The sequence below is a fragment of the Streptomyces sp. NBC_00620 genome, assembly GCF_026341825.1.
GTDB lineage: Bacteria > Actinomycetota > Actinomycetes > Streptomycetales > Streptomycetaceae > Streptomyces.
On the sequence record NZ_JAPENY010000002.1, the window covers coordinates 2393948 to 2414566 of the forward strand.

22 protein-coding genes and 1 pseudogene are annotated in these 20619 nt (G+C 70.2%); 11 read left to right on the top strand and 12 right to left on the bottom strand.

Going from position 1 to position 20619, the window contains the following annotated elements:
* Positions 1–23: 23 nt before the first annotated feature.
* Positions 24–1154, bottom strand: coding sequence for an alpha/beta hydrolase-fold protein (locus OG246_RS30015; protein ID WP_266470156.1), 1131 nt, complete (start codon positions 1152–1154; stop codon positions 24–26).
* Positions 1155–1257: 103 nt separating this feature from the next.
* Here OG246_RS30015 and OG246_RS30020 point away from each other — a divergent pair, with 103 nt between their 5' ends.
* The 3 genes from OG246_RS30020 (at position 1258) to OG246_RS30030 (ending at position 3339) form a co-directional block, all read left to right on the top strand.
* A complete protein-coding gene (locus OG246_RS30020) occupies positions 1258–1470 on the top strand; it encodes an MbtH family protein (protein WP_266470158.1) in 213 nt (70 codons plus the stop codon).
* A 64-nt stretch (positions 1471–1534) separates the two neighbouring features.
* The gene (locus tag OG246_RS30025) at positions 1535–3112 is read left to right on the top strand and encodes an amidohydrolase (RefSeq protein WP_266470160.1); all 1578 of its coding nucleotides are present in this window, start codon (positions 1535–1537) and stop codon (positions 3110–3112) included.
* Complete coding sequence (locus tag OG246_RS30030) at positions 3109–3339, top strand: hypothetical protein (protein ID WP_266470162.1); 231 nt, start codon at positions 3109–3111, stop codon at positions 3337–3339. Before OG246_RS30025 ends, OG246_RS30030 begins: the two co-directional genes overlap by 4 nt.
* Here the strand turns inward: OG246_RS30030 and OG246_RS30035 are convergent, their stop codons facing one another.
* The 3 genes and pseudogenes from OG246_RS30035 to OG246_RS30045 form a co-directional block, all read right to left on the bottom strand.
* The gene (locus OG246_RS30035; protein WP_266470164.1) at positions 3340–4092 is read right to left on the bottom strand and encodes an alpha/beta fold hydrolase; all 753 of its coding nucleotides are present in this window, start codon (positions 4090–4092) and stop codon (positions 3340–3342) included.
* 469 nt (positions 4093–4561) lie between these two features.
* A pseudogene (locus OG246_RS30040) lies at positions 4562–4828 on the bottom strand (M23 family metallopeptidase); the annotation flags it as partial.
* Between the two features lie 30 nt (positions 4829–4858).
* Positions 4859–5800: a DUF3152 domain-containing protein gene (locus tag OG246_RS30045; protein ID WP_266470166.1), complete on the bottom strand. Its 942-nt coding sequence runs from the start codon at positions 5798–5800 to the stop codon at positions 4859–4861.
* A gap of 191 nt (positions 5801–5991) precedes the next feature.
* On the opposite strand from OG246_RS30045, the gene OG246_RS30050 reads away from it, so the two are divergent.
* The 4 genes from OG246_RS30050 to OG246_RS30065 are packed head-to-tail and all read left to right on the top strand — an operon-like array spanning position 5992 to position 9200.
* Positions 5992–6690 carry a response regulator transcription factor gene (locus tag OG246_RS30050; RefSeq protein WP_266470167.1) on the top strand — a complete coding sequence of 233 codons (699 nt, stop codon included), beginning with the start codon at positions 5992–5994 and terminating at the stop codon, positions 6688–6690.
* Entirely contained in the window at positions 6687–8156 is a 1470-nt protein-coding gene (locus OG246_RS30055) for a cell wall metabolism sensor histidine kinase WalK (RefSeq protein ID WP_266470168.1), read from the top strand. Before OG246_RS30050 ends, OG246_RS30055 begins: the two co-directional genes overlap by 4 nt.
* Entirely contained in the window at positions 8153–8674 is a 522-nt protein-coding gene (locus tag OG246_RS30060) for a hypothetical protein (RefSeq protein ID WP_266470169.1), read from the top strand. The genes OG246_RS30055 and OG246_RS30060 overlap by 4 nt, the downstream gene beginning before the upstream one ends.
* A gap of 25 nt (positions 8675–8699) precedes the next feature.
* Positions 8700–9200, top strand: a complete 501-nt coding sequence (locus OG246_RS30065; protein WP_266470170.1) for a MarR family winged helix-turn-helix transcriptional regulator — start codon at positions 8700–8702, stop codon at positions 9198–9200.
* A 90-nt stretch (positions 9201–9290) separates the two neighbouring features.
* On the opposite strand, the gene OG246_RS30070 is transcribed toward OG246_RS30065, so the two are convergent.
* From OG246_RS30070 to OG246_RS30085, 4 genes are all read right to left on the bottom strand, one after another.
* Positions 9291–9701, bottom strand: a complete 411-nt coding sequence (locus tag OG246_RS30070; RefSeq protein ID WP_266470171.1) for a VOC family protein — start codon at positions 9699–9701, stop codon at positions 9291–9293.
* A gap of 81 nt (positions 9702–9782) precedes the next feature.
* The gene (locus OG246_RS30075) at positions 9783–10184 is read right to left on the bottom strand and encodes a helix-turn-helix domain-containing protein (protein ID WP_266470172.1); all 402 of its coding nucleotides are present in this window, start codon (positions 10182–10184) and stop codon (positions 9783–9785) included.
* A 52-nt stretch (positions 10185–10236) separates the two neighbouring features.
* Positions 10237–11787 (bottom strand): carboxylesterase/lipase family protein, encoded by a 1551-nt coding sequence (locus OG246_RS30080; RefSeq protein WP_266470173.1) that lies wholly within the window; start codon positions 11785–11787, stop codon positions 10237–10239.
* 96 nt (positions 11788–11883) lie between these two features.
* Positions 11884–13383, bottom strand: coding sequence for an MFS transporter (locus OG246_RS30085; RefSeq protein WP_266470174.1), 1500 nt, complete (start codon positions 13381–13383; stop codon positions 11884–11886).
* Between the two features lie 345 nt (positions 13384–13728).
* Between OG246_RS30085 and OG246_RS30090 the strand changes: the two genes are divergently transcribed.
* Positions 13729–14622 carry an NAD(P)-dependent oxidoreductase gene (locus OG246_RS30090; protein WP_266470175.1) on the top strand — a complete coding sequence of 298 codons (894 nt, stop codon included), beginning with the start codon at positions 13729–13731 and terminating at the stop codon, positions 14620–14622.
* 76 nt (positions 14623–14698) lie between these two features.
* On the opposite strand, the gene OG246_RS30095 is transcribed toward OG246_RS30090, so the two are convergent.
* Both OG246_RS30095 and OG246_RS30100 read right to left on the bottom strand, forming a co-directional pair.
* Positions 14699–15394 carry a type 1 glutamine amidotransferase domain-containing protein gene (locus tag OG246_RS30095; RefSeq protein ID WP_266470176.1) on the bottom strand — a complete coding sequence of 232 codons (696 nt, stop codon included), beginning with the start codon at positions 15392–15394 and terminating at the stop codon, positions 14699–14701.
* Positions 15395–15562: 168 nt separating this feature from the next.
* The gene (locus tag OG246_RS30100; protein ID WP_266470177.1) at positions 15563–16150 is read right to left on the bottom strand and encodes a PadR family transcriptional regulator; all 588 of its coding nucleotides are present in this window, start codon (positions 16148–16150) and stop codon (positions 15563–15565) included.
* A gap of 82 nt (positions 16151–16232) precedes the next feature.
* On the opposite strand from OG246_RS30100, the gene OG246_RS30105 reads away from it, so the two are divergent.
* The 3 genes from OG246_RS30105 to OG246_RS30115 all read left to right on the top strand — a co-directional run bounded on the left by OG246_RS30105 (position 16233) and on the right by OG246_RS30115 (position 18401).
* The gene (locus OG246_RS30105) at positions 16233–16625 is read left to right on the top strand and encodes a nuclear transport factor 2 family protein (RefSeq protein WP_266470178.1); all 393 of its coding nucleotides are present in this window, start codon (positions 16233–16235) and stop codon (positions 16623–16625) included.
* Between the two features lie 93 nt (positions 16626–16718).
* Positions 16719–17093 carry a ferredoxin gene (locus OG246_RS30110; RefSeq protein WP_266470179.1) on the top strand — a complete coding sequence of 125 codons (375 nt, stop codon included), beginning with the start codon at positions 16719–16721 and terminating at the stop codon, positions 17091–17093.
* A gap of 129 nt (positions 17094–17222) precedes the next feature.
* Positions 17223–18401: an acyl-CoA dehydrogenase family protein gene (locus OG246_RS30115; RefSeq protein ID WP_266470180.1), complete on the top strand. Its 1179-nt coding sequence runs from the start codon at positions 17223–17225 to the stop codon at positions 18399–18401.
* Between the two features lie 156 nt (positions 18402–18557).
* On the opposite strand, the gene OG246_RS30120 is transcribed toward OG246_RS30115, so the two are convergent.
* Together OG246_RS30120 and OG246_RS30125 are read right to left on the bottom strand one after the other, a co-directional pair.
* Positions 18558–19319 (bottom strand): response regulator transcription factor, encoded by a 762-nt coding sequence (locus OG246_RS30120; protein ID WP_266470181.1) that lies wholly within the window; start codon positions 19317–19319, stop codon positions 18558–18560.
* Positions 19320–19595: 276 nt separating this feature from the next.
* Positions 19596–20567, bottom strand: coding sequence for an SGNH/GDSL hydrolase family protein (locus OG246_RS30125; RefSeq protein WP_266470182.1), 972 nt, complete (start codon positions 20565–20567; stop codon positions 19596–19598).
* Positions 20568–20619: the final 52 nt, after the last annotated feature.

The window sequence follows — 20619 nt, forward strand, 5'->3', positions numbered from 1 at the left end:
GCCCCCACCGGGCCCGCAGACAATCACCGTGCCCCCAGCGGAGCGCCCAGCGCCCAGGCCACATCCCTGAGCAGGGCATGCCGCCACCCCGCCCGGTCATGGCCGGAGGCCGACCGTGAGACGCGCACGGCCGCACCGGCCTGCGCGGCAAGGGCCTCGACCGGCTCACAGTGCGGCAGCATCCGCGTCTCGTGTTCACCCACGTCGAACGCGACCCGCAGCCCGGACAGTTCGGGACCACGGTCCCGCAATCGCGCGGCGATGGATCCGCCGAGCGGGCCGCCCAACGGGTCCGCCAGGCCCATCGCGTCGGGCGTCCACCAGAACGACCCCGACTGGCAGGCGACGCGGGACACCAGGTCCGGAAACTCCAGCGCCGCGTACACCGCGTTCAGCCCGCCGAGACTCTGCCCGGCGACCACCAGCCGGTCGAGGTCGGCGCGTACGCCGGATTCCGCGACCAGCGGCAGGAGTTCGTCCCGGACCGCCTCCCACAGCTCGGGCCTGCACCCGAACTCGGCCTGCCTGTCCCTGGTCGGAAGGAAGACGAGGGTGACCGGGGACATCTCGCCACTGGCGACGGCCGAGTCGAACGCGGTCATCGCCGGGTGCAGATACAGCCAGTCGTCCCCGTCGAGCAGCAGGACCACCGGTCCGCCGCCGCCCGCGGGGTGGACTCGCACGGTGCGCCGCCCGCCGAGCCGTTCGCTGCTCCAGCGGAGCCGGGTGCCCGGGACGGGCAGCACGTCGGAAGCGCCGACGACGGGCCAGTGCGGCTGGGCCGGTGCGTCCGGGGTCGCGGCGATGGACCGGTCACCGCCCGCACCAACGGGGTTGAACGGGTCGGCGTACGCCGCGTCGCCCGCCAGGAACTGGTACGTCACCCGTAGCCGCGCGGGCATGCGCACCTCGGCGTACCAGCAGTCAGTGTCGCCCCATCGGTGCATGGGCACCGGATCCGACCAGCTCTCGAACTCGATGCTCGCCGGAGACCCGCGCCACAGGAACAGGGTCGACCAGCCGCCGTCGTCGACAGGTTTCGACGCGAGTGTCCCCGCCGCCGCCCAGAACTCCTCGGTGCCAGGGTCTCCGGACATTCCGAAGTCGACGAAGACGTTCTCCATATCGGCCGCGCGGCCGGAGACGGGACGCATGAACGTCTCCTTGTGAGAGAGAAGGGGGAAAGGCTAAGCTCCTTCTAATTAGGCGAGCCTAACCTAATCACGGTATTCCTCGGCCCCGAGGAGGCAATGAAACATGAGCACCAACCCGTTCGACGACACCGAAGGCCGTTTCCTGGTCCTGGTGAACGAGGAGGGCCAGCACTCACTCTGGCCGTCCTTCGCCGAGGTGCCCGGGGGGTGGACGATCGTCTTCAGCGAGAACACCCGAGAGGCATGCCTGGACTTCGTCGAGGCCAGCTGGACCGATCTGCGCCCCCGGTCCCTCACGGCGTCCATGGAGGGCTGACCCGAGGGCGCGGCCGATTCACTTCGCGACCGGGCCGGTCAACTCCCTTGGGGGGACACCGCTGTTGCTCAGCACCAGACTGACGAACGCCCGCTTCCTCACCATGGACCCGGACCACCCGGTCGCCCACGACCTGGGCATCTGGCAGGGCCGGATCGTGGGCCTCGACGAGGCCGTGACCTCCTTGCCCGCCCGGGAGGTGATCGACCTGCAGGGTGCCACCGTGCTGCCCGGGTTCATCGACGCCCATGTCCACCTGGCCTGGACCGGGTTCAAGCAGAACACCCCGAGCATCGCGGGGTGCACGCGGATCGACGACGTGCTTGCCATCGTGGAGGAGGCCGTCACCCGGAAGAGCTCGCCCGGCACCTGGGTGAGCATCGCCGGCTACGACCAGCGGGCCCTGGGGCGCCATCTCACCGCCGCCGAACTGGACAAGGTCAGCCACGGGCACAGGCTGTTCGTGATGCACGACTCCGGGCACGGCTGTGTCGTCAACTCCGCCGTTCTCGACCTGCTTCCCGCCGACCTCCCGCACGACAAGGGCTTCCTCGCCGAGGGCGCCATGGGGGCCGCCCGCGCACTGCGCCTCCCGTACTCCCAGGAGGAGTTGGCCAAGGCGATCGGACGGGCCGCCCGCACCTGCCTGGCCGAGGGCGTCACCGCCTGCGCCGAGGCAGGCATCGGCGGAACCCTCTTCGGCCACAGCCCCGTTGAGCTCGGCGCCTACCAACTCGCCCGCGAAAAGCGCCTGTTGCCGCTGCGCGTGCAGCTCATGGTGTCCGCGGACCGGCTGCGCCCGGTCGCCGCGCACGAGTCCGACGGCATTCCCCGGGCCCTCGACCTCGGCCTGCGCACCGGGTTCGGCGACGACCGGCTGTCCGTGGGCGCGCTGAAGATCTACACCGACGGCGGCATGATGGCCCGGACCGCCGCGCTCAGCAGTCCGTACGAAGGGCTGGACCACACGGGCCAGTTGCAGGACGATCCGGACAAGCTCGCGGACATGATCGTGGACGGGCACCTCGCCGGGTGGCAGCTCGCCGTCCACGCGATCGGCGACCGTGCGGCCGACATCGCCCTGGACGCCCTGGAACGGGCCCAGCGCCTCCGGCCGCGCCCCGGCGCCCGGCACCGCATCGAGCACGCCGGCCTGATCCGCCCCGACCAGCTCCCGCGCTTCGCGCGGCTCGGCATCAGCGCGGTCGTCCAACCCAGCTTCCTGCGCTACTTCGGCGACGACTACGCGGCGATCATGGGCGAGGAGCGGGCCGAGTGGCTCTACCGTGGCCGGGCGTTCCTGGACCACGGCATCACGCTGGTGGGCAGCTCCGACCGCCCCGTCACGGACGGATCCCCGCTGCGAGCCATCCAGTTCATGGCCGAGCGCGCCTCCGAGTCCGGCCAGGTGATCGGCCCGGACGAGGGCGTCACCGTCGACGAGGCCCTGCGCGCCTACACGGTCGCCGGTGCGTTCGCCTGCCACTGGGAGGACAACCTGGGAAGCCTCACTCCGGGCAAGCTCGCCGACCTGGTCGTGCTCGGCGACGACCCCCGGCGCGTCGACACCTCGCGCATCGGAGACATCGAGGTGGCGGCGACATATGTCGACGGCCGCGAGACCGGGAGGCCGGTGTCGTGACCAGGAAGGCGGCGGTTGTGGAGAGCTACGCGCACCTCTGGGAGGACGACATGCTCCGGCATCGCTGGGTCCTCTGGAACACGGCGGGGGAGACCCTGGTCTTCGACAGGGAGATCAACTGCCCGGTGGACATTGGCGGTGAGCCGGTCCTGCACGAGGTTCTGCGCAGGATGCGCGAGGCGGGCGTACCCGAGACCGACGACTATCCGGGCCGGCCGTGCGCGTAGTCACGACAGGCCGACGGTCTCCGTGGCCCAGTCCCGGATGAGCCGGATGGTTTCGTCGAGGCGTTCCTCGTGCAGATAGTGCCCGGTGCCGGGCCAGTGGTCGACGCGGGAGCCCGGCACATGCAGGGTGCCGCGCTCCCAGGCGGCGGCCGAGGCCGACGTCCACGCGGTGAGCGCACGCTGGGTGCGTTCGCGCAGATACGCCTCGCTGTGCGGGCGGACACCGACCGCTCCGGAATCGGTGTACATACCGGCGTACGCCTGGGCGATGACGTGATCCGGGGTGCCGAGCATGGTGCGGATGTGGGCGGTCCGCAGCCCGCGCGGGGCGTCGGGCCCGAAGGCCCCGGCGACGAAGGCGGCCGCGGCGCGGGAACCGTTCTCGCGGTAGTCGGCGAGGCGGGCCGGGATTCCGTCGACTTCCGCGCCGTGCGCCCCGTGGGCCGGATCGAGCGCGATGACGGAGCGTACGGCGTGCGGGTGCCGGACGGCGAGCAGGTTGACGACCTGGCCTCCCATGGAGTGCCCCACGGCGATCACCGGCCCCGTACCGAGCGCTTCGGTGAGGGCGGCCAGGTCATCGGCCATCTCCACCGGAGTGTTGCCGGTCAGCGGCACTTCGGAACGGCCGTGCCCGCGCAGGTCGGGCACGACGACCCGGAACCGGTCGGCCAGCGTCTCGGCATGCGGCGACCACTCCCGCCCGTCGCCGCCCCAGCCGTGCACGAGCAGCAGGGCGGGTGCGGGGCTCACACCGAGGTCGGTATGAAAAAGCCGGATACGGTCGGTCAATCTGTCCCTTGCCTTCGCCGTCGTGGGGGAGCTGACACGGGCTTTCGTCACCGGTGTCGTACGAGTACCGACTCTCCGCAGCGTGCGCTGCCGTCCTTCCACCGCCAATACGATCTAATAGGCCTGTCGCGCACGGGGCAAGCAGGTACCGGTATCCACCGGTCGACAGCTCCGCTTTGAATCCGCGTGGCCCTCGACTCCGGATGGTTGTGCATGCCCGCTTCCTCTTCCCACCGCGATCCCGCGCAGCCCATAGACAACGCAGAAGGCTCGCCCGACACGCCGCAGTACCACGATCTGTTCCTGCAGCCGCGCTACACCGTCGAGCTGGCGCCATTGGAGGACGAGGAAGACACCTTCGCCCCGCTCCCGGCACAGCCCGAACCACGGCGGCGCGGCGCAACCCGAAGTCGCTGACCGCCGTCCGCGGTCAGGGGCCGAGGGCCGGCCACGGCACCGGGTCGGTGTACGTCCCGTCGAAGAGCACCTCGAAGTGCAGGTGCGGCCCGGTCGACAGACCGGTCGAGCGGACGAACCCGATCACGGTGCCGGCTTCGCCACTCTGCCCGGTGCCGACTTGTATGGACGAAAGGTGGCTGTACGTCGTCTCCAGCCGCCTTCCGCCGATGGCACCGTGATCGATCACCATGCGGTTGCCTCAGGCCTTGGTCATCCCCGCGAACACGATCTGCCCCTGCCCCGTCCTGCTGTCGCCGACCTCTGCCGGTCACGACACGGCAGGTCCGGTGATGAGCCGTCCCTTGGTGTCGTACGGCCAGACGTTGGGGGTGCAGCCGTGCATTCCCTTGATCTGCTGCATCATCGCGGGGGCCGGCTTGCCCGCGCCCGGGCAGGTCACATGGCCGTGACCGAGAAAGTGGCCGACCTCGTGGTTGATGATCAGCGCCCGGTAGGCGTCCACGTCGTCGGCGTACACCGGAGTCGCCAGCAGCCACCGCCTGAGGTTGACCACAACGTCCTTGCCCACGCTGCAGTTGACCTCGCCGCCGGTGTCCAGCCCGTACTTGCCGCAGATCTCGTCCACCGTGCCCGGCGTGGCGAGCCGTACGACGAAGTCGGGCGTACCGCCGGAGACGCGCCGGAACGCGGACTCACCGTCGGCCGTCCAGCCGCGCGCGTCGGCGAGTATGCCCTCCACCTGCTGGGCGACATCGGAGGCCGATTGCGTGAGGCCGTCCTCGACGACGACCTCGTAGCGCAGCAGCCGGCTGCCCTTCCCCACGGTCTCGCTGCCACCTCCGGCGGTGGTGAACGTGCCGGGACCCGAGGACGGGATGGAGGGCGAGGAGGAGACGGAGGGGGAGGGAGGGGGCGGCTTCGGAGTCGTGGCGTCCGTCCCGCTGGGCTTCGTACCGGCCTTCTCGCTGCCCTCGGTGCCGACCGCGGTGCCGCTCGGCTTCACGGGCCGGTCCGGCGTCGGCCGTGAGGGCTTTGCGGCGGCAGCGGGGCGGTCGTCGGTTCCGGAGGCCGCGGGTGACGTCCAGTTCACGGCCAGGGCGGTGGCGGAGGCGAACACGGCGAGCGCGGCCAGGCCTCCCCACAGGGGCCCTTTCCGCTTCCGGCCGTGGCCGCCGGCGTGCGCGGGGCCTCTGCGACGACGGTGGGATCGCGAGGTCGAAGGCTTCGCACGCTGAGCGGTCGTGGTCATGGCCGCCAAGGCTGTGTGCGCCATGTGATGGGACCTGGCCCGGGAGGTAACGAAAGCATAACGCCCGATCGCCGGTGCCGGAGGCGTCGACGTCAACCGCCGCGACTGGGCAATGTGATCGTCCCGTAACAGTTCCCCGGTCGGACGCCTTCCCCGCCTCAAGCCCCTTGAGCCGTACGGATACTGATCACATGCCACGTGTCCTGCTCATCGAAGACGACCGCGCCGTACGGGAGGGCGTCCTGCTCGCGCTGCGCCGCCAGGGGCACGAGGTCGGTGCCGCCGGGACCGGTGAGGACGGCCTGGCCCTGTTGCGGTCGTTCCGGCCGGACGTCGTCGTGCTCGATCTGATGCTGCCCGGTATGAGCGGCCTTGAGGTGTGCCGCAGGATCCGTATCGAGGACCAGGTGCCGATCATCATGGCGACCGCCCGGGGCGACGACATCGACATCGTGGTCGGACTGGAGGCCGGAGCGGACGACTACGTCGTGAAGCCGGTTCAGGCACGTGTGCTGGAGGCCCGCATCCGTGCGGTCCTGCGTCGCGTCGACGGCGCGCCCGCCGACGGCGGCATACCCAAGATCGAGGCCCATGGCGAGCGCGGCGAACTCGCCATAGACCGGGCCGGGTTGACCGTCACCCGGCAGGGCGTGCCGGTCTCCCTCGCCCCTTCCGAACTGCGGCTCCTGCTGACGCTCTCGGCCTCGCCCGGCCAGGTGTTCTCCCGGCAGCAGTTGCTGGAAGCAGTCTGGGAGCACAGCTACCACGGCGACTCACGGCTGGTGGACGCCTGCGTCAAGCGGCTGCGCACCAAGATGGGCGAGCCGGCGGGGCAGCCGCGCTACGTCCAGACCGTGCGCGGCTTCGGCTACCGGTTCCAGTCCCGGTGAAGCCACTGCTGCGCGGTCTGCGTGGCCGGTTGCTCGTGGCGTTCGTGCTCGTCGCAGCCGTCGCCACCCTGACGACAGGCGCCCTGACCTTCCGGGAGGCCCGTACCGGAGTGCTCCAACAGAGCCAGGACGCAGTGATCAAGCGCCTCCGGTATCACGTCAACGCCATTTCCGCGGGCATCACCTACCCCCCGAGCCAGGCCGATCTGGAGTGGGCTGCCACGGAGGTGGCCCGCGCGGAGCCGGGGCAGAACTGGCGCGTACTGGCCACCTATCGCGAGCTGCGCGGCACTTCCACGCCCGAGGACGGGTTCACCGAGCTGACGTCCGCGATGCGGTCGGCCGTGGGCTCCCGCCGCGCCGCCGTCTTCCAGCGGGTGTCGACGGACGGCCACTCATCGCTCGTCGTCGGCATGCCGGTCACCTTCGAGACCCCCAGTGAGCACCCGGCGTCCGGGATCGCGGTCTTCCTGACGGTGCCGCAGACCGGCGAACAGGGGTACGTCGACGCGCTGGTCACCGCCATCGGACGAGCCGTCGTGCCCGCGCTGGGCCTGGCCGTGCTGCTCGCCCTGCTGGCCGCCCGGGGCGTGCTGCGCCCGGTACGGGAGCTGCGCCGCGCCACCCGCCGCATCGCCGAGGGCCACCTGGACACCCGGCTGGCCGTCAACGGCTCCGACGAACTCGCCGACCTGTCACACACGTTCAATGAGACCGCCGCCGCGCTGGAGGAGTCCGTGGCCGAGCTGCGCCGCATGGAGGCCCGCGCCCGCCGCTTCGTCGCGGACGTGTCGCACGAGCTGCGCACCCCGCTGGCCGCGATGTCGGCGGTCACCGACATCCTCGACGAGGACGCGGCCCGCCTCGCCACGGACACCGCGACGGCCGTACGGCTCATCAGCGGGGAAACCGTGAAGCTGGCCCGCCTGGTGGACGACCTGATGGAGATCTCCCGCTTCGACGCGGGCGCGGCAGGCCTGCAACTGGACGACCTCGACCTCGCCGAGTCCCTTCGGCGCACCCTCGCCTCCCGCGCCTGGCTGGACTCGGTGGACACCCGGCTGCCCGAGCCCGGCGAACTGCGCGGCCGGGTCGACCCGCGCCGCCTCGACGTGGTCGTCGCGAACCTGGTCGGCAACGCGCTCCGGCACGGGGCGCAGCCCGTACAACTGTGCCTGCACGTAAGGGATTCGCCGGACGCGTACGACGCGGGGTGGGCGGTCATCGAGGTGCTGGACAGCGGGCCCGGCATTCCCGCCGACGTCCTGCCGCACGTCTTCGACCGCTTCTACAAGTCGGACACCGCCCGGACCAGAACAGAGGGCAGCGGCCTCGGACTCTCGATCACGGCAGAGAACGTCCACCTGCACGGGGGTACGGTCCGCGCGGCGAACCGGGCGGAGGGCGGCGCTGTCTTCACGGTCGAGATACCCCTGCGACAGGCCCTGGAACAGGGGGAGTCATGAGCCCCGCACTGCGGTCGTCGCGGCCCGCGCTGTTGTTCGCGACCGCCCTCCTGCTCTCCTCCTGCGGCATCCCCGAGACCGGTGTGGTGGAGACCGGGGAACCCGCGACCGGCATCCGGCCTGCCCAGCTCCTCTACTTCGTCAGCGAAGGCGCCGTGGTCGCCGTCCATCGTCAGGTCGTCATCGGTCCGGTCGGCGTCGAGACGGCCGTGGAGGCGGTGTTGGAGGGGCCGGACGTCACGGAGCGCCGTAGGGGCATGACCACCGAGCTTCCGCGGCTGACGGGGGACGCCACGGTAGGGACGGACGGCGGGCGGGTGACGGTCGAACTCCCTGTGGGCACCAGGCGCCTGACCGAAACAGCCCTCACCCAACTGATCTGCACAGCCGCCGGAGCCGGGCCGGACAAGACCTCGACGAAGGTGACCGTGACCGTCCCCGACGCCTGGCACACCGAAGGCTCCGGCGAAACCTGCGCATCGGCGACCGGCGCCGCCATGGCGAGATTGCTTAACTAAGGCAAGTATCTGTTACCGTGGACTCATGTCCACACCGCCACCCGCAGCGCCCGTCTCGACCGACGTGATCGCGATCGAGCAGGCCCTCACCCGCGTCGCGTACCTGGCCGGCCGGGCCCGGCAGCACGAGCGTCTGATGGCAGTGGCCGGGCTGAACCTGGACCGGGCCGCGGCCGCGATCCTGCGAAGCATCGCCGAGAGCGAGCCGGTACGGCCCGGGGTGTTGGCGGTCCGGCTGTCCGTGGAGGCCTCCCACGTCAGCCGGCAGCTACGGCAGCTGGAAAAGGACGGTTACGTGATCCGCATCCAGGATCTCGACGACAGCCGTGCGCATCTCATCCAGCTCACCGACGCCGGACTGGCAGCGGCCGAGCGCATACGAGAGGTGAGCCGCCGGGGCATGCAAGTGGCTCTCGCGGACTGGTCGTCCGAGGACCTGCGGCAGCTCGCCACGCTCTTCCATCGGCTGGTCGACGACTTCGTCACGCACGCCGAGGCGGCTGTCGAAGTCGGACCCTCCGCCTGACGGATCCGCGCCAGTGGGCCAACCGTGGGCCTGCGGCCCGGACGGTCGGCCCATTGCCTTTCGACCCATCCCGAGGGGTGGGGACCGGCCTCAGGCCTTCGGCTGAGTGAAACGGATGCTGTTGCCGAAGGGGTCGCGGAGGCCGCAGTCGGTTCCGTACGGGCGCTCGGTGGGCTCCTCGGTGAACTCGACGCCCCGGCCGAGCAGAGTCTCGTACGTCTTGCGGCAGTCGTCCGTGCTGAAGATGAGTGAGCCGCCCATCGCACCCTTGGTGACCAGCTCGCGGACCTGCTGTGCCGTCTCCTCGGGCATCGCCGGAGGGCCCGGCTTCTCCAGCAGGATCTGGCGCTCCGGGTGACCGGGAACGCTGACGGTCAGCCAGCGCATGAAGCCCATGTCGACGTCGGCGCTGACCTCCAGGCCAAGCTTGCCGACGTAGAAGTCGAGAGCCTCGTCCTGGTCGAGGACGTAAATCTGTGAGTGTGTGATCGCGGTGAACATGTGCATCACGCTACTGGGCAGGCCGGACGAAAACTTATCCAAAACTGCTCTTTCGACGGACGGTACCGGCCGTGCGCACGGTCAGTCGGTCGGCCGCGTCCACGCCATCGTGAAGCACGTCGGTACGCCGGTGGCGGCCGCCGTTTCCTTTTCCTTGCGGTACGCCCTCGGTGACCGGCCGACGATGTCGCGGAACGTGCGGCTGAAGGTTCCCGGGCTGCCGAAGCCGACCTGGAAGCAGATGTCCGTCACGCTGCGATCGGTCTCCCGCAGCAGGAACATCGCCCGCTCGACGCGGCGCCGCTGCAGGTAGCGGTGCGGCGTCTCGCCGAACGTGGCCCGGAAGGTGCGCGTGAAGTGCGCCTCCGACACATGGGCGATCCGGGCCAGGGCCGGGACGTCCAGTGGCTGCGCGTAGGCGCGGTCCATCGCATCCCGTGCCCGAAGCATGCGTCGGTTGGTCTCTTCTGCGGCACGGCTCACGTCTTCATCACACCACGTAGTGCGTATCGCGCGGTCTCGTTCTGTCTGCCGATCAGTTGATCAGCGGCATGGCGAGGAAGGTGTGGTCCTGCCAGAGGCGACGGGAGGTTTCCTCCGGGTAGGCGGTGACGTGCGGGTCCGCGTCGAGGACCTGGACGAGTCGCCGCTCGGTGTCGTACGAGGGCCAGCCCGGGTCGCCCGTCCTGGCGAACGCGGTCCAGGCCGCGCGGAAGCGGGACGACAACGCCTCGGCCTCGGGTGAGGGTTCGGAGCCGGCGAACAGCAGGGCGCCGATGTCGGCGTCGAACGTGCCGAACAGCAGCGGAATGTCCAGGCCGTGACAGGCGCCCAGGGCACCGCCGTTCCCCGGCGCCGGCCAGGTCAGCTCGTACACGTGGGCGCGGCCGCCGCCGGCTGTCTGGGCCTCGGCCAGGTGCAGCGAGGGCATGTTGAACAGCCAGTCGGTCTGGACCCGTTCGTACAGGTCGCTGGGGGAGGCGTCCGGGAAGGCGGCACGGTAGGCCTGCTCGCCGTCCGGTCCGGGCCCGAACATGCGCAGTGCCGCCGCCGCTTGCTCGTCGCTGATCTTCCCGAGCTGTCCGCCGAGGGCGAGGAACAGCCGGAACTCGTCCTTGTTGTGCCCGGCGATCAGCTCCACGTCCCGTGCCGCGCCGGCCGCCAGCGCCTGCCAGGGGGTGGCCGGCAGGACCTCGCCGTCGACGACCGGGGAGAAGGGGGTCTGCGTGGGGACGACCTGCCCCCACCGATCCTCGTACTGGCGCATCTTGGCGCTCAACGCCTCTCCTGCGGCGGGCAGTTGGCGTGGGTCCACCGTGGACAGGTCGGCGACCGTCGGACGCAGGCCCACCTCCGCGGCGAGGGCGGCCGCGATGTCGCGGGCCAGCTCGTCCGAGAAGTACGTGCCGGGCACGCTCTGCGCGATGGCCCGCCGGAACAGTCCCGCCGCGCTCGGCATGGCCAGCAGCGAGGCGACCGATCCGGCTCCGGCCGACTCGCCGAAGACGGTGACCTGACCGGGGTCGCCGCCGAACGCCGTGATGTTCTCCCGTACCCACTCCAGGGCCGCGACCTGGTCGAGCAGGCCGCGGTTGGCCGGCGCCCCGTCCATGCGGGCGAACCCCTCCATGCCGACACGGTAGTTGAGGGTGACCACGACCACGTCCCCCTCGCGGGCGATGTGCCTGGCGTCGTAGCCGGGGCTGCCCGAGTGGCCGAGTTTGTAGGCGCCGCCGTAGATCCACGCCATCACCGGGCGGAGGGCGGCCGGGTCCGGGTCCGGGGTCCAGACGTTGACCGTCAGCCAGTCGTCGCCCGTGGGTGAGTTCAGCAACAGGTCGCGGCCCTGGAACCCCGACTCCTGCGGGGGCGGCGGGCCGAAGGCGAACGCGTCCCGTGTTCCGTCCCAGGGGCGAGTGGGGCGCGGCGCCTGGAACCGCGCGTCTCCCACCGGCGGTTGAGCGAACGGGATGCCACGGAAGACGGTCAGGCTGCCTTCCCGGCGCCCGCGCACCGCACCGGCGGCGGTACGCACTATGGGCTGGGTGGAACCGTCTGCCGACTCGGGTGACGTGGCTGGCGTCATCGATGACTCCCCAATGGTCGCTGGTGGAACGGGTGGAACGGTGCGGGTGCACAGGCGCCTGGCGGTCGGTGTCGGGCAGGCACCCGGCGCGGGATGTTACGCCTTCGCCTCGGACACCTGCGCGGTTTCGGCCTGCTCGCCGTCCGAACCTGCGGCGGGGGACGCCTCCAGCGCGGCGGCGGCGCGCTGACGCGGGAGGAAGGAAGCGAGGAGGAGGGCGAGAAGGGCGGCACCGGCGCCGACGGCCATGACTGTCCTGAAACCGTTCTCCGAGGGCAGGGCGGTGGTGCCGAAATCGGTGGTCATCTGCGCCAGGATGACGCCGGCGAGTGCGCTGGCGAAAGACGTACCGATGGACCGCATCAGGGTGTTGAGGCTGTTCGCGGCGGCCGTCTCGGTGGCGGGCACGGCGCCCATGATGAGTGCGGGCATCGCGCCGTAGGCGAAGCCGACACCGGCGCCGATGATGCAGGAGACCAGAACGAGGTGCCAGACCTCGGACATCAGGAGGATGTTCAGGCCGTAGCCGGCGGCGACGATGACCGCGCCCGTCATCAGGGTGATCTTCGGGCCCCTGGTCTTGGAGATCGCGGCGGACAGCGGAGCCATCGCCATCATCACCAGGCCCTGCGGAGCCAGGACCAGGCCGACGGTCAGCATCGACCTGCCGAGGCCGTAGCCCGTCTGTTCGGGCAGCTGGAGCAACTGCGGCAGGACCAGGGACATCGCGAACATCGAGAAGCCGAACGACACCGAGGCGAGGTTGGTGAAGAGCACCTGACGGCGGGCGAGGGTGCGAAGGTCCACCAGCGGCTGGGCGGTACGCAGCTCGAACACGCCCCATGCCAGCAGCACGAGGACCGCGGTGGCGAACAGTCCAAGGACGGTGCCGCTGGTCCAGCCCCAGTCGGAGCCCTTGGAGACGGCCAGCAGCAGGGAGACCAGGGCGGTCGACAGGCCGATGGCACCGATCAGGTCGAAGCGGCCGCCTGCGCGCACCTTCGACTCGGGCACGATGGCCAGGACGAGTGCGAAGGCGACGGTGCCGAGGGCGGCCGAGGTCCAGAACAGGATGTGCCAGTCGAAGCGGTCGGCGATGAAGGCGGCGGAGGGCAGACCCAGGGCGCCGCCCACTCCCAGTGAGGCGCTCATCAGGGCGGTGGAGCTGGTGAGCCGCTCGGCGGGCAGCACGTCGCGCATGACGCTGATGCCGAGCGGTACGACAGCTGCGGCCAGGCCCTGCAGGGTCCGTCCGACGATCATCGGGACCAGGGAGTCGCTCAGCGCGCAGACGACGGAACCGGCCACCAGCAGGACGATGCTGACCAGGAGCATGCGGCGCTTGCCGAACATGTCCCCGAGGCGGCCGACGACCGGCGTGGCGACGGAGGCGGCGAGCAGCGTGGCGGTGACCGCCCAGATCGTGTTCGACGCCGAGGCGTCGAGGAGTTTCGGCAGCTCCGGGACGATCGGGATGACCAGGGTCTGCATCAGCGAGACGACGATCCCGGCGAGGGCCAGTACCGCCACCACGGCGTTCGACTTCGCCGGGGCGGAACCTCCGACCTCGGCGGATCGGGCAAGGGCGTCGGGCATGGCGGAGCCTCCGGTCGGGGGAGCGGATTTGCTTAACTTACTCAACCATAAGTGGGTTGATTAACTTAGGCAAGTGTTTTATTCGGGTGGGCCACGCCGCATAAGCGACGCCGGGCTTCGATGCCGAGCGGTTCAGGGGGGCGAGTCGGTGGCGTGTCCGGGTCGGCCATTCGGCCGCCGCTCTCAGGCCGTGGCAGCGTGGCCCTGTGCCCCGGGATCAATCCCCGTGTCGGCGTGGCTCGACGGAGTCGTCGGCGCCGCCGCCAAGTCGTAACGTCTCTTTCCGGCACGACCGTCACGGCACGGCAGCAACCACCGCACCACATGGATCAGGAAGTTGATGACATGACCGACAAGCTCACCGTCAGTGTCCTGGGCACAGGGATCATGGGGGCCGCGATGGCCCGCAACCTCGCTCGCGCCGGGCACACCGTCCGGGCCTGGAACCGCAGCCGGGACAAGGCCGAGGCGCTGGCCGCCGACGGCGTGTACGTCGCCGACACCCCCGCCGAGGCGGTCCAGGGCGCCGGTGTCGTCCTCACCATCCTGTACGACGGCGCAGCCGTGTTGGACGTGATGCGGCAGGCCGCGCCCGCACTGCGCCCCGGTACTGCCTGGGTGCAGTCGACGACCGCCGGGATCGAGGCCGTCGGCGAGCTGGCCGACTTCGCCCGCGAGAACGAGCTGGTCTTCTACGACGCCCCGGTGCTCGGCACCCGGCAGCCCGCGGAGGCCGGGCAGTTGCTCGTCCTGGCCGCGGGGTCGAGCCAGGACCGGGACGCCGTGACGCCGGTGTTCGACGCGGTCGGCGCCCGCACCGTGTGGACCGGCGAGGACGGCGCGGCGGGCAGCGCCACCCGCCTCAAGCTCGTCGCCAACAGCTGGGTCCTCGCGGCCACCAACGCGGTCGGCGAGGTCCTCGCCCTGTCCAAGGCCCTCGGAGTGGACCCGCAGAGCTTCTTCGACGCCATCGAGGGTGGCCCGCTCGACATGGGCTACCTGCGTGCGAAGGCCGGCCTCATCCTCAACGACCAGCTGACGCCGGCCGCCTTCGCCGTGTCCACCGCCGCCAAGGACGCCCGCCTGATCGTCGAGGCCGGCGAGCAGAACGGTGTGCGCCTCGACGTGGCCGCAGCCTCCGCCGAACGCTTTGCCCGTGCCGCCGCCCAGGGACACGCCGACGAGGACATGGCGGCCGCCTACTTCGCCAGCTTCGACGAGGGGCCTGAGACGGCCTGACCTCGGACGCGGGCGGCGACCCGACGAACGGGCCGGCGGCGTCCAGGGCCTCGTCGAGCCGGTCGCCGCCCGTCGCTCAGGCCAGCTTCTTCAGCAGTTCGGCAGCGAGCGGGGCGGAGGACGCCGGGTTCTGGCCCGTGACCAGGTTGCGGTCCACGACTACGAACGGGGCCCACGGCTCGCCCTCCTGGAAGTCGACGCCCGCCTCGACAAGACGGTCCTGAAGCAGCCACTTGGCCTTGTCGGCGAACCCGGCCTGCGTCTCCTCGGTATTGGTGAAGCCCGTGAGGCGGTAGCCCGCGAAGGCGTTGGCGCCGTCCGGGCCGGTGGCTGCGAGCAGCGCCGCCGGGCCGTGGCACACCACACCGAGCGGCTTGCCCGACTGCAGCGCGCGGGTGAGAAGCCGGCCGGACTCGGCGTCGACCGCGAGGTCCTCCATCGGGCCGTGGCCGCCCGGGTAGAAGACCGCGGCATAGCCGTCCAGGTCCACTTCCTCCAGCTTGACGGGCTTGTGGAGCTCGTCGATCGACGCGACCGCCTTCTCGATCCTGTCGGCGCCCTCCTGCCCGCCGTTGAACTCGGGCGCGAGGCTCGCCCTGTCCAAGGTCGGCACGACGCCGGCCGGCGTGGCGACGACGACCTCGTGGCCCGCGGCCTTGAACGCCTCGTACGGGGCGACGGCCTCCTCGGCCCAGAAGCCGGTCGGGTGCTGGGTGCCGTCGGCGAGCGTCCAGTGGTCGGCGCCGGTCAGCACGAAAAGGATCTTCGACATGGTGCGTGTCTCCGGGGGGTGCGGCCCTGACGGGCATGGGCTGGGAATCCGGTCTGCTTCACTCGTACGTCCTGACGCTCCGCATTCGGACTTCGGATCGTCAGGGCGGCGATGTCCTCGACGCTATGCCGCTCGGAGACGGGGGACCAATAGGGAACCCGCCGGGGGTCATAGGACATCCAATGGCCCGGCCTGCTGCTGCACCGACGCGCGCTGTTCCAGAACGCGCAGGGCCCGTTCGCCCCACCGGATGTTCTCCTCCTCGAAGGAGCGCCCTCGCATCAGCGTGAGATACGGGCCTACGCGCTCGCTCCCCGCCAGGAACTCGTCCTCGGTGCGCCCGTCGAGGAGGCGGTCGCGCAACCGCTCGTAACGGGCCAGCTTGGCGCGCGCCCACTCGAGCCGCTCGGCGATGGCCGCCCGTACGGCCTCCTCGTCCCCCGAGTCGACGGCCTGGACCTTGACCAGCAGCTCGTCCCGGATGGCCGTGGGCTTCGGGAAGTCGGCGGTGAAGTCGCGCAGGGCGCTGCGGCCCGCCTCGGTGAGGGAGAAGACCCGCTTGTTCGGGCGGCGCTCCTGCCGTACGAGCCGGGCCTCGATGAGCCCCTCGGACTCCATGCGGTCGAGCTCGCGGTACAGCTGCTGCGGGGTCGCCATCCAGAAATTGGCCACCGACGCGTCGAACCCCTTGGCGAGGTCGTACCCCGACGCCTCGCCCTCCAGAAGCGCGGCCATGACCGCGTTGCGCAATGCCATGCCCCCAGGCTAGACGTCGCCCATCCCCGCGACTAATCTGTTCCGCACCTAATCAATTAGTTGAGTATGAGAGGTGGGCGTGATGCACCCCTTCCGCAAGGCTGTGGAGGCCGGCGACATAGCGGCGATCGAGGACATGCTGGCCGACGACGTCGTGTTCACCAGTCCCGTGGTCTTCAAGCCCTACCCGGGCAAGGCGATCACGGGGGCCATCCTGCGCGGCGTCTCCCGGGTGTTCACCGACTTCCGCTACGTACGCGAATTCGGCGACCCCGGTGGCCGTGACCACGCGCTGGTCTTCGAGGCCAAGGTGGGCGACAAGGAGATCACCGGCTGCGACTTCCTGCACTTCGACGAGGACGGCAGGATCGACGACCTGATGGTCATGGTCCGTCCGCTGTCGGCGGCCCACGCGCTCGCCGAGGCGATGGGGGCGCAGTTCGAGCAGATCTCGCAGGAGGCGGCGGACGCCTAGGGCCTGTCCGGCCGATCCCGGCGGGACGGGTCCTAACCGCAGTCCCTCTCCGCTGCCGGGTTTGACGCGATTCTCTTCGGCTACCCGCGTGTTGTGACGACAACGACATCCCAACGGGAGCTCTTCCGGTTTCTGGAGGCCCGCTTCGCCTGCGCCCAGGCCTGTACCGAGTGCGCCCGGGCCTGCGCGCTGCGCGCGAGCTGCATGGATCCGGACGGGCCGAAGGAAGAGCAACTCATCCGGCGCGAGGGCATCTTGTGCGCGGAGGTCTGCGACGCGACCTGCCGTGTGCTGTCCGAGCAGCTTCAGCAGGACGAGGCCGGCATCCGCGCCCAGGTGGAGTGGTGCCGGACGGTCTGCCTGGAAAGCGCCCGTGTCTTCGAGGAGTACGCCGGGGCGGAGAACGCGGTGAAGGCCTGCCGCGAATGCGCCCAGGAGTGTGCGGACTTCGTCGCCACGCTGCGCTGAGCGACGCTCGGCCTCAGGTCCGACCAGTGTGAAAGCGTCACCGGCATTCCCAATTTCTGCAACGCGTTCTACCGTGTGCGCCGACCAGCCCGGGAGAACCAGCTCAGTCAGTGGGAGCCAGGAGGCGCCGTGCATCTCGAGTACACGCCAGAGCAACAGCGATTGCGCACCGGACTGCGCGGCTACTTCGCCGAGTTGGTGCCCGACCACTCCTACGCCCGGTACGCCGACCCGGCCGTGCAGAAGCGCTTCTACCGCGAAACCATCCGCCGCCTCGGCACGGACGGCTGGCTCGGCGTGGGCTGGCCCAAGGAGTACGGCGGGCGCGGACTGAGCCCGATGGAGCAGTTCATCTTCTTCGACGAGGCGGCGCAGGCGGTCGTACCGCTGCCGCTGATGGCCCTGAACACGGTCGGCCCGACGATCATGCAGTTCGGCACGGAGGAGCAGAAGAGGTACTTCCTGCCCAGGATTCTGTCCGGCGAGATCGACTTCGCGATCGGGTACAGCGAGCCGGACGCGGGCACGGACCTGGCCGCGTTGAAGACGAAGGCCGTCAGGGACGGCGACGACTACATCGTCAACGGGCAGAAGATCTGGACGACCAACGGCGACACCGCCGACTGGGTGTGGCTCGCCGTCCGCACCGACCCCGCGGCCCCGCCGCACAAGGGCATCACCATGCTCCTGGTCCCGACCTCGGACCCCGGCTACTCCTGCACCCTCATCAACACCCTCGCCTCGCACGACACCACCGCGAGCTACTACGAGAACATCCGCGTCCCCGTCTCGCGCCGCGTCGGCGAGGAGAACAAGGGCTGGCGGCTGATCACCAACCAGCTCAACCACGAGCGGGTCACCCTCGCAGCGCACGGCACCATGGCGATCCGCGCCCTGCACGACGTACAGCACTGGGCGATGGAGACGAAGCTCGCCGACGGCCGCCGTGTCGTCGACCTGCCCTGGGTGCGCCGCCGTCTCGCCCAGACCCACACCAGGCTCGACGCCATGAAACTCCTCAACTGGCAGATGGTGAACGCCGTCCAGGAAGGCACCCTCACCCCGCAGGACGCCTCCGCCGTCAAGGTGTACGGCTCCGAGGCCCGCCGGGACGCCTACGCCTGGCTGATGGAGATCGTCGCCGCCCCCGCCGCCCTCAAGGAGGGATCCACGGGCGCCGTCCTGCACGGCGAACTGGAACGCGGCTACCGGTCAGCGGTGATCTTCACCTTCGGTGGCGGCAACAACGAGATCCAGCGGGAGATCATCTCGTGGATCGGTCTGGGGATGCCGCGGGTGCGGCGTTAGCCGACTTGTGACGAGGATTTCCAGTAGAACCGGATTCGGACGTCGACCGAGCCCTACAGCGATGCGTCAGCCCCGTGGTGCGCGGCCAGGCCTCGGCCCTTTCGGATGCTGCCTGCCGACTGGGATTACGAAGAGCAAGGTCGCTTTCACCGTCCTCTAGGTGGACCGGAACCCTCCTCCTGGCGGATCCGAGAAGTCTGAATCGCGCGGACGAGGTTGCTGCCATGGCGGCCTGACCAGACCTGTCTCGTAGGCGAACACGACGGCCTGCACCCGGGCACGGGCGCCGATCTTGGCCAGAATGCTGCTGATGTGGGTCTTGACCGTGGTCGGCGAAATCGACAGCCGCTCGGCGATCTCCAAGTTGCTCCAGCCGGAGGCGAGAGCGGCAAGTACTTCGGTTTCGCGTTCGGTGAGGCGGGACAGCCTCCGTCTTCGGTCGGGCCTGTCGGTGGAATCCCGTTCACGGACGGCCTCGATCAGGGCGCGCGTGAGACGAGGAGACAGAACTGAGCCTCCCAGCGCGACGATGCGCACGGCTGCGGCGAGTTCTTCGGGGAGCGCGTCCTTGAGGAGGATTCCGTCGGCGCCCGCGCGCAGGGTGGCACAGGCGTACTCGTCGCCATCGGATGCGATCAGCACGAGCACCCGCGGGGGGAGTCCGCCTGCCGGTTCGGGGCGAGACGCCTTGGCATGGCAGTCGGGTTGGGTGATGCGACGTATTGCCTGAATGAGGTCGGCGTCCGTTCGGCCCAGGTCCAGGAGGACGACGTCGGGCTGGAGCGCGGTGGCGGCTCGGACTGCTTGGGCGCAGTCGGTCGCCTCGCCCACGACCGTGAGGTCGGGCTGGGCATCCAGGAACATGCGCAGGCCGAGACGTTGAAGGGCCTGCTCGTTGACGATAAGTACGGTGGTCATGCGGGCGTTCTCCCGGCGGACCGGGCCCGGAGGCGTTCGGCCGCCATGTTCGGAGCGGGGCGGATCAGAGGGTGAGGACCCGGCCGCGGATCGTGAGATGTTCCGGATCGCGGCCGGGCCCTTCCTCGCACCGGGCGCCTGTCCCCACGGACGGCCGGTGCGTACCGGGCGCGCGCTCCGCTCGAGCACACGCGCCCGGAGTCGCAGGTGCGTGAAGGACGTGGATGAGGCGGGCTCCCTGCCGGTGACCCGCGGCCAATGTCCTGCTGGGTGTCGTCAGTTCTTCATGGCGCTCAGGACGGCGGTGGCCATGCCTCGTTCACCGTGTTCGTTGGGGTGGACGACGGCTGCTGGGCTGCTGGGCCGGAGAGGTTCGATCCAGCGGGTGGCGGCAGGGGAGCAGGCGTCGTGTCCGGCGGACGGGGCGTACGTGTCGACGTACGTCGCTCCGGCGGCCCGGGCGCGTTCGCCGAGCATGGTGTTGAGCTCCTGTTGTTTCTGGCGCAGGAACGCTACGTCGCCGGGGGCGAGGGGCAGTTCGCCGCCGCAGTGGCTGCCTTCGGCGGGCAGGATCGCGGGGTAGCCGACGACGTAGACCCTGGCCTCGGGCGCGCGGCGGTCGATCTCGGTCAGAGCTCGGGCGAGGCGGTCGCCCGTGGCGCGTATCTTCTGGGCCACTTCGTCGGTGTCGCCGGAGGCGTACTTCTCCTTGCAGGGCGCGTTGTCGGTGACGTCCGTGAGCCGGTCGGCCAGCTTGAAGAGCGATCCGGTGGCGACGCACTTGGTCATCATCGAGCTGAAGCCGATGTCGTTGCCCCCGATGCCGAGGGTGACCATCCTCGTGGAGGCGGAAAGCGCCGAGAGCTGGGCGGGGTTGGTGCCGTGGTCGGTGGACTGGGGAGTGGTGAGGTCGGTGATGGTGGCGCCGCTGCAGCTGACGTCGCGGAAGTCGGCAGCCTTGATACCGAGTGCCTTCGCCACGACGGACGGGTAGTTGCGGCCGGACCGGTCGCAGCCGGCCGGATCGCCGGTCTGGGGAGGGATCTTGGGGCCCGAGGTGTACGAGTCCCCAAGAGCGACGTACGGCCCCTTGGGAGGTGCCGGCACAGATGTCGGTGCCGACGCCGATGTCTTCTTCGCCTGTTCTTTGCCGCTGTCGCCTTCCGAGTTCTGTCCGATGCTGACGGCGGTGACCAGTACCCCGCACGCCAGGGCCACGCCTATGCCGGTTCGTGCCAACGGTCCCATTGCTGTGTCCTGTTCAGTCGTGGTGGCTGCTCAACTTCGGTGCGGGGACGTG

Excerpts from the sequence above, each read along its gene's own strand:
- OG246_RS30015 (WP_266470156.1), bottom strand. The coding sequence starts at position 1,154 with ATGCGTCCCGTCTCCGGCCGCGCGGCCGATATGGAGAACGTCTTCGTC.
- OG246_RS30020 (WP_266470158.1), top strand. The coding sequence starts at position 1,258 with ATGAGCACCAACCCGTTCGACGACACCGAAGGCCGTTTCCTGGTCCTG.
- OG246_RS30045 (WP_266470166.1), bottom strand. The coding sequence starts at position 5,800 with ATGACCACGACCGCTCAGCGTGCGAAGCCTTCGACCTCGCGATCCCAC.
- OG246_RS30050 (WP_266470167.1), top strand. The coding sequence starts at position 5,992 with ATGCCACGTGTCCTGCTCATCGAAGACGACCGCGCCGTACGGGAGGGC.
- OG246_RS30060 (WP_266470169.1), top strand. The coding sequence starts at position 8,153 with ATGAGCCCCGCACTGCGGTCGTCGCGGCCCGCGCTGTTGTTCGCGACC.
- OG246_RS30065 (WP_266470170.1), top strand. The coding sequence starts at position 8,700 with ATGTCCACACCGCCACCCGCAGCGCCCGTCTCGACCGACGTGATCGCG.
- OG246_RS30070 (WP_266470171.1), bottom strand. The coding sequence starts at position 9,701 with ATGTTCACCGCGATCACACACTCACAGATTTACGTCCTCGACCAGGAC.
- OG246_RS30080 (WP_266470173.1), bottom strand. The coding sequence starts at position 11,787 with ATGACGCCAGCCACGTCACCCGAGTCGGCAGACGGTTCCACCCAGCCC.
- OG246_RS30085 (WP_266470174.1), bottom strand. The coding sequence starts at position 13,383 with ATGCCCGACGCCCTTGCCCGATCCGCCGAGGTCGGAGGTTCCGCCCCG.
- OG246_RS30090 (WP_266470175.1), top strand. The coding sequence starts at position 13,729 with ATGACCGACAAGCTCACCGTCAGTGTCCTGGGCACAGGGATCATGGGG.
- OG246_RS30095 (WP_266470176.1), bottom strand. The coding sequence starts at position 15,394 with ATGTCGAAGATCCTTTTCGTGCTGACCGGCGCCGACCACTGGACGCTC.
- OG246_RS30100 (WP_266470177.1), bottom strand. The coding sequence starts at position 16,150 with ATGGCATTGCGCAACGCGGTCATGGCCGCGCTTCTGGAGGGCGAGGCG.
- OG246_RS30105 (WP_266470178.1), top strand. The coding sequence starts at position 16,233 with ATGCACCCCTTCCGCAAGGCTGTGGAGGCCGGCGACATAGCGGCGATC.
- OG246_RS30120 (WP_266470181.1), bottom strand. The coding sequence starts at position 19,319 with ATGACCACCGTACTTATCGTCAACGAGCAGGCCCTTCAACGTCTCGGC.
- OG246_RS30125 (WP_266470182.1), bottom strand. The coding sequence starts at position 20,567 with ATGGGACCGTTGGCACGAACCGGCATAGGCGTGGCCCTGGCGTGCGGG.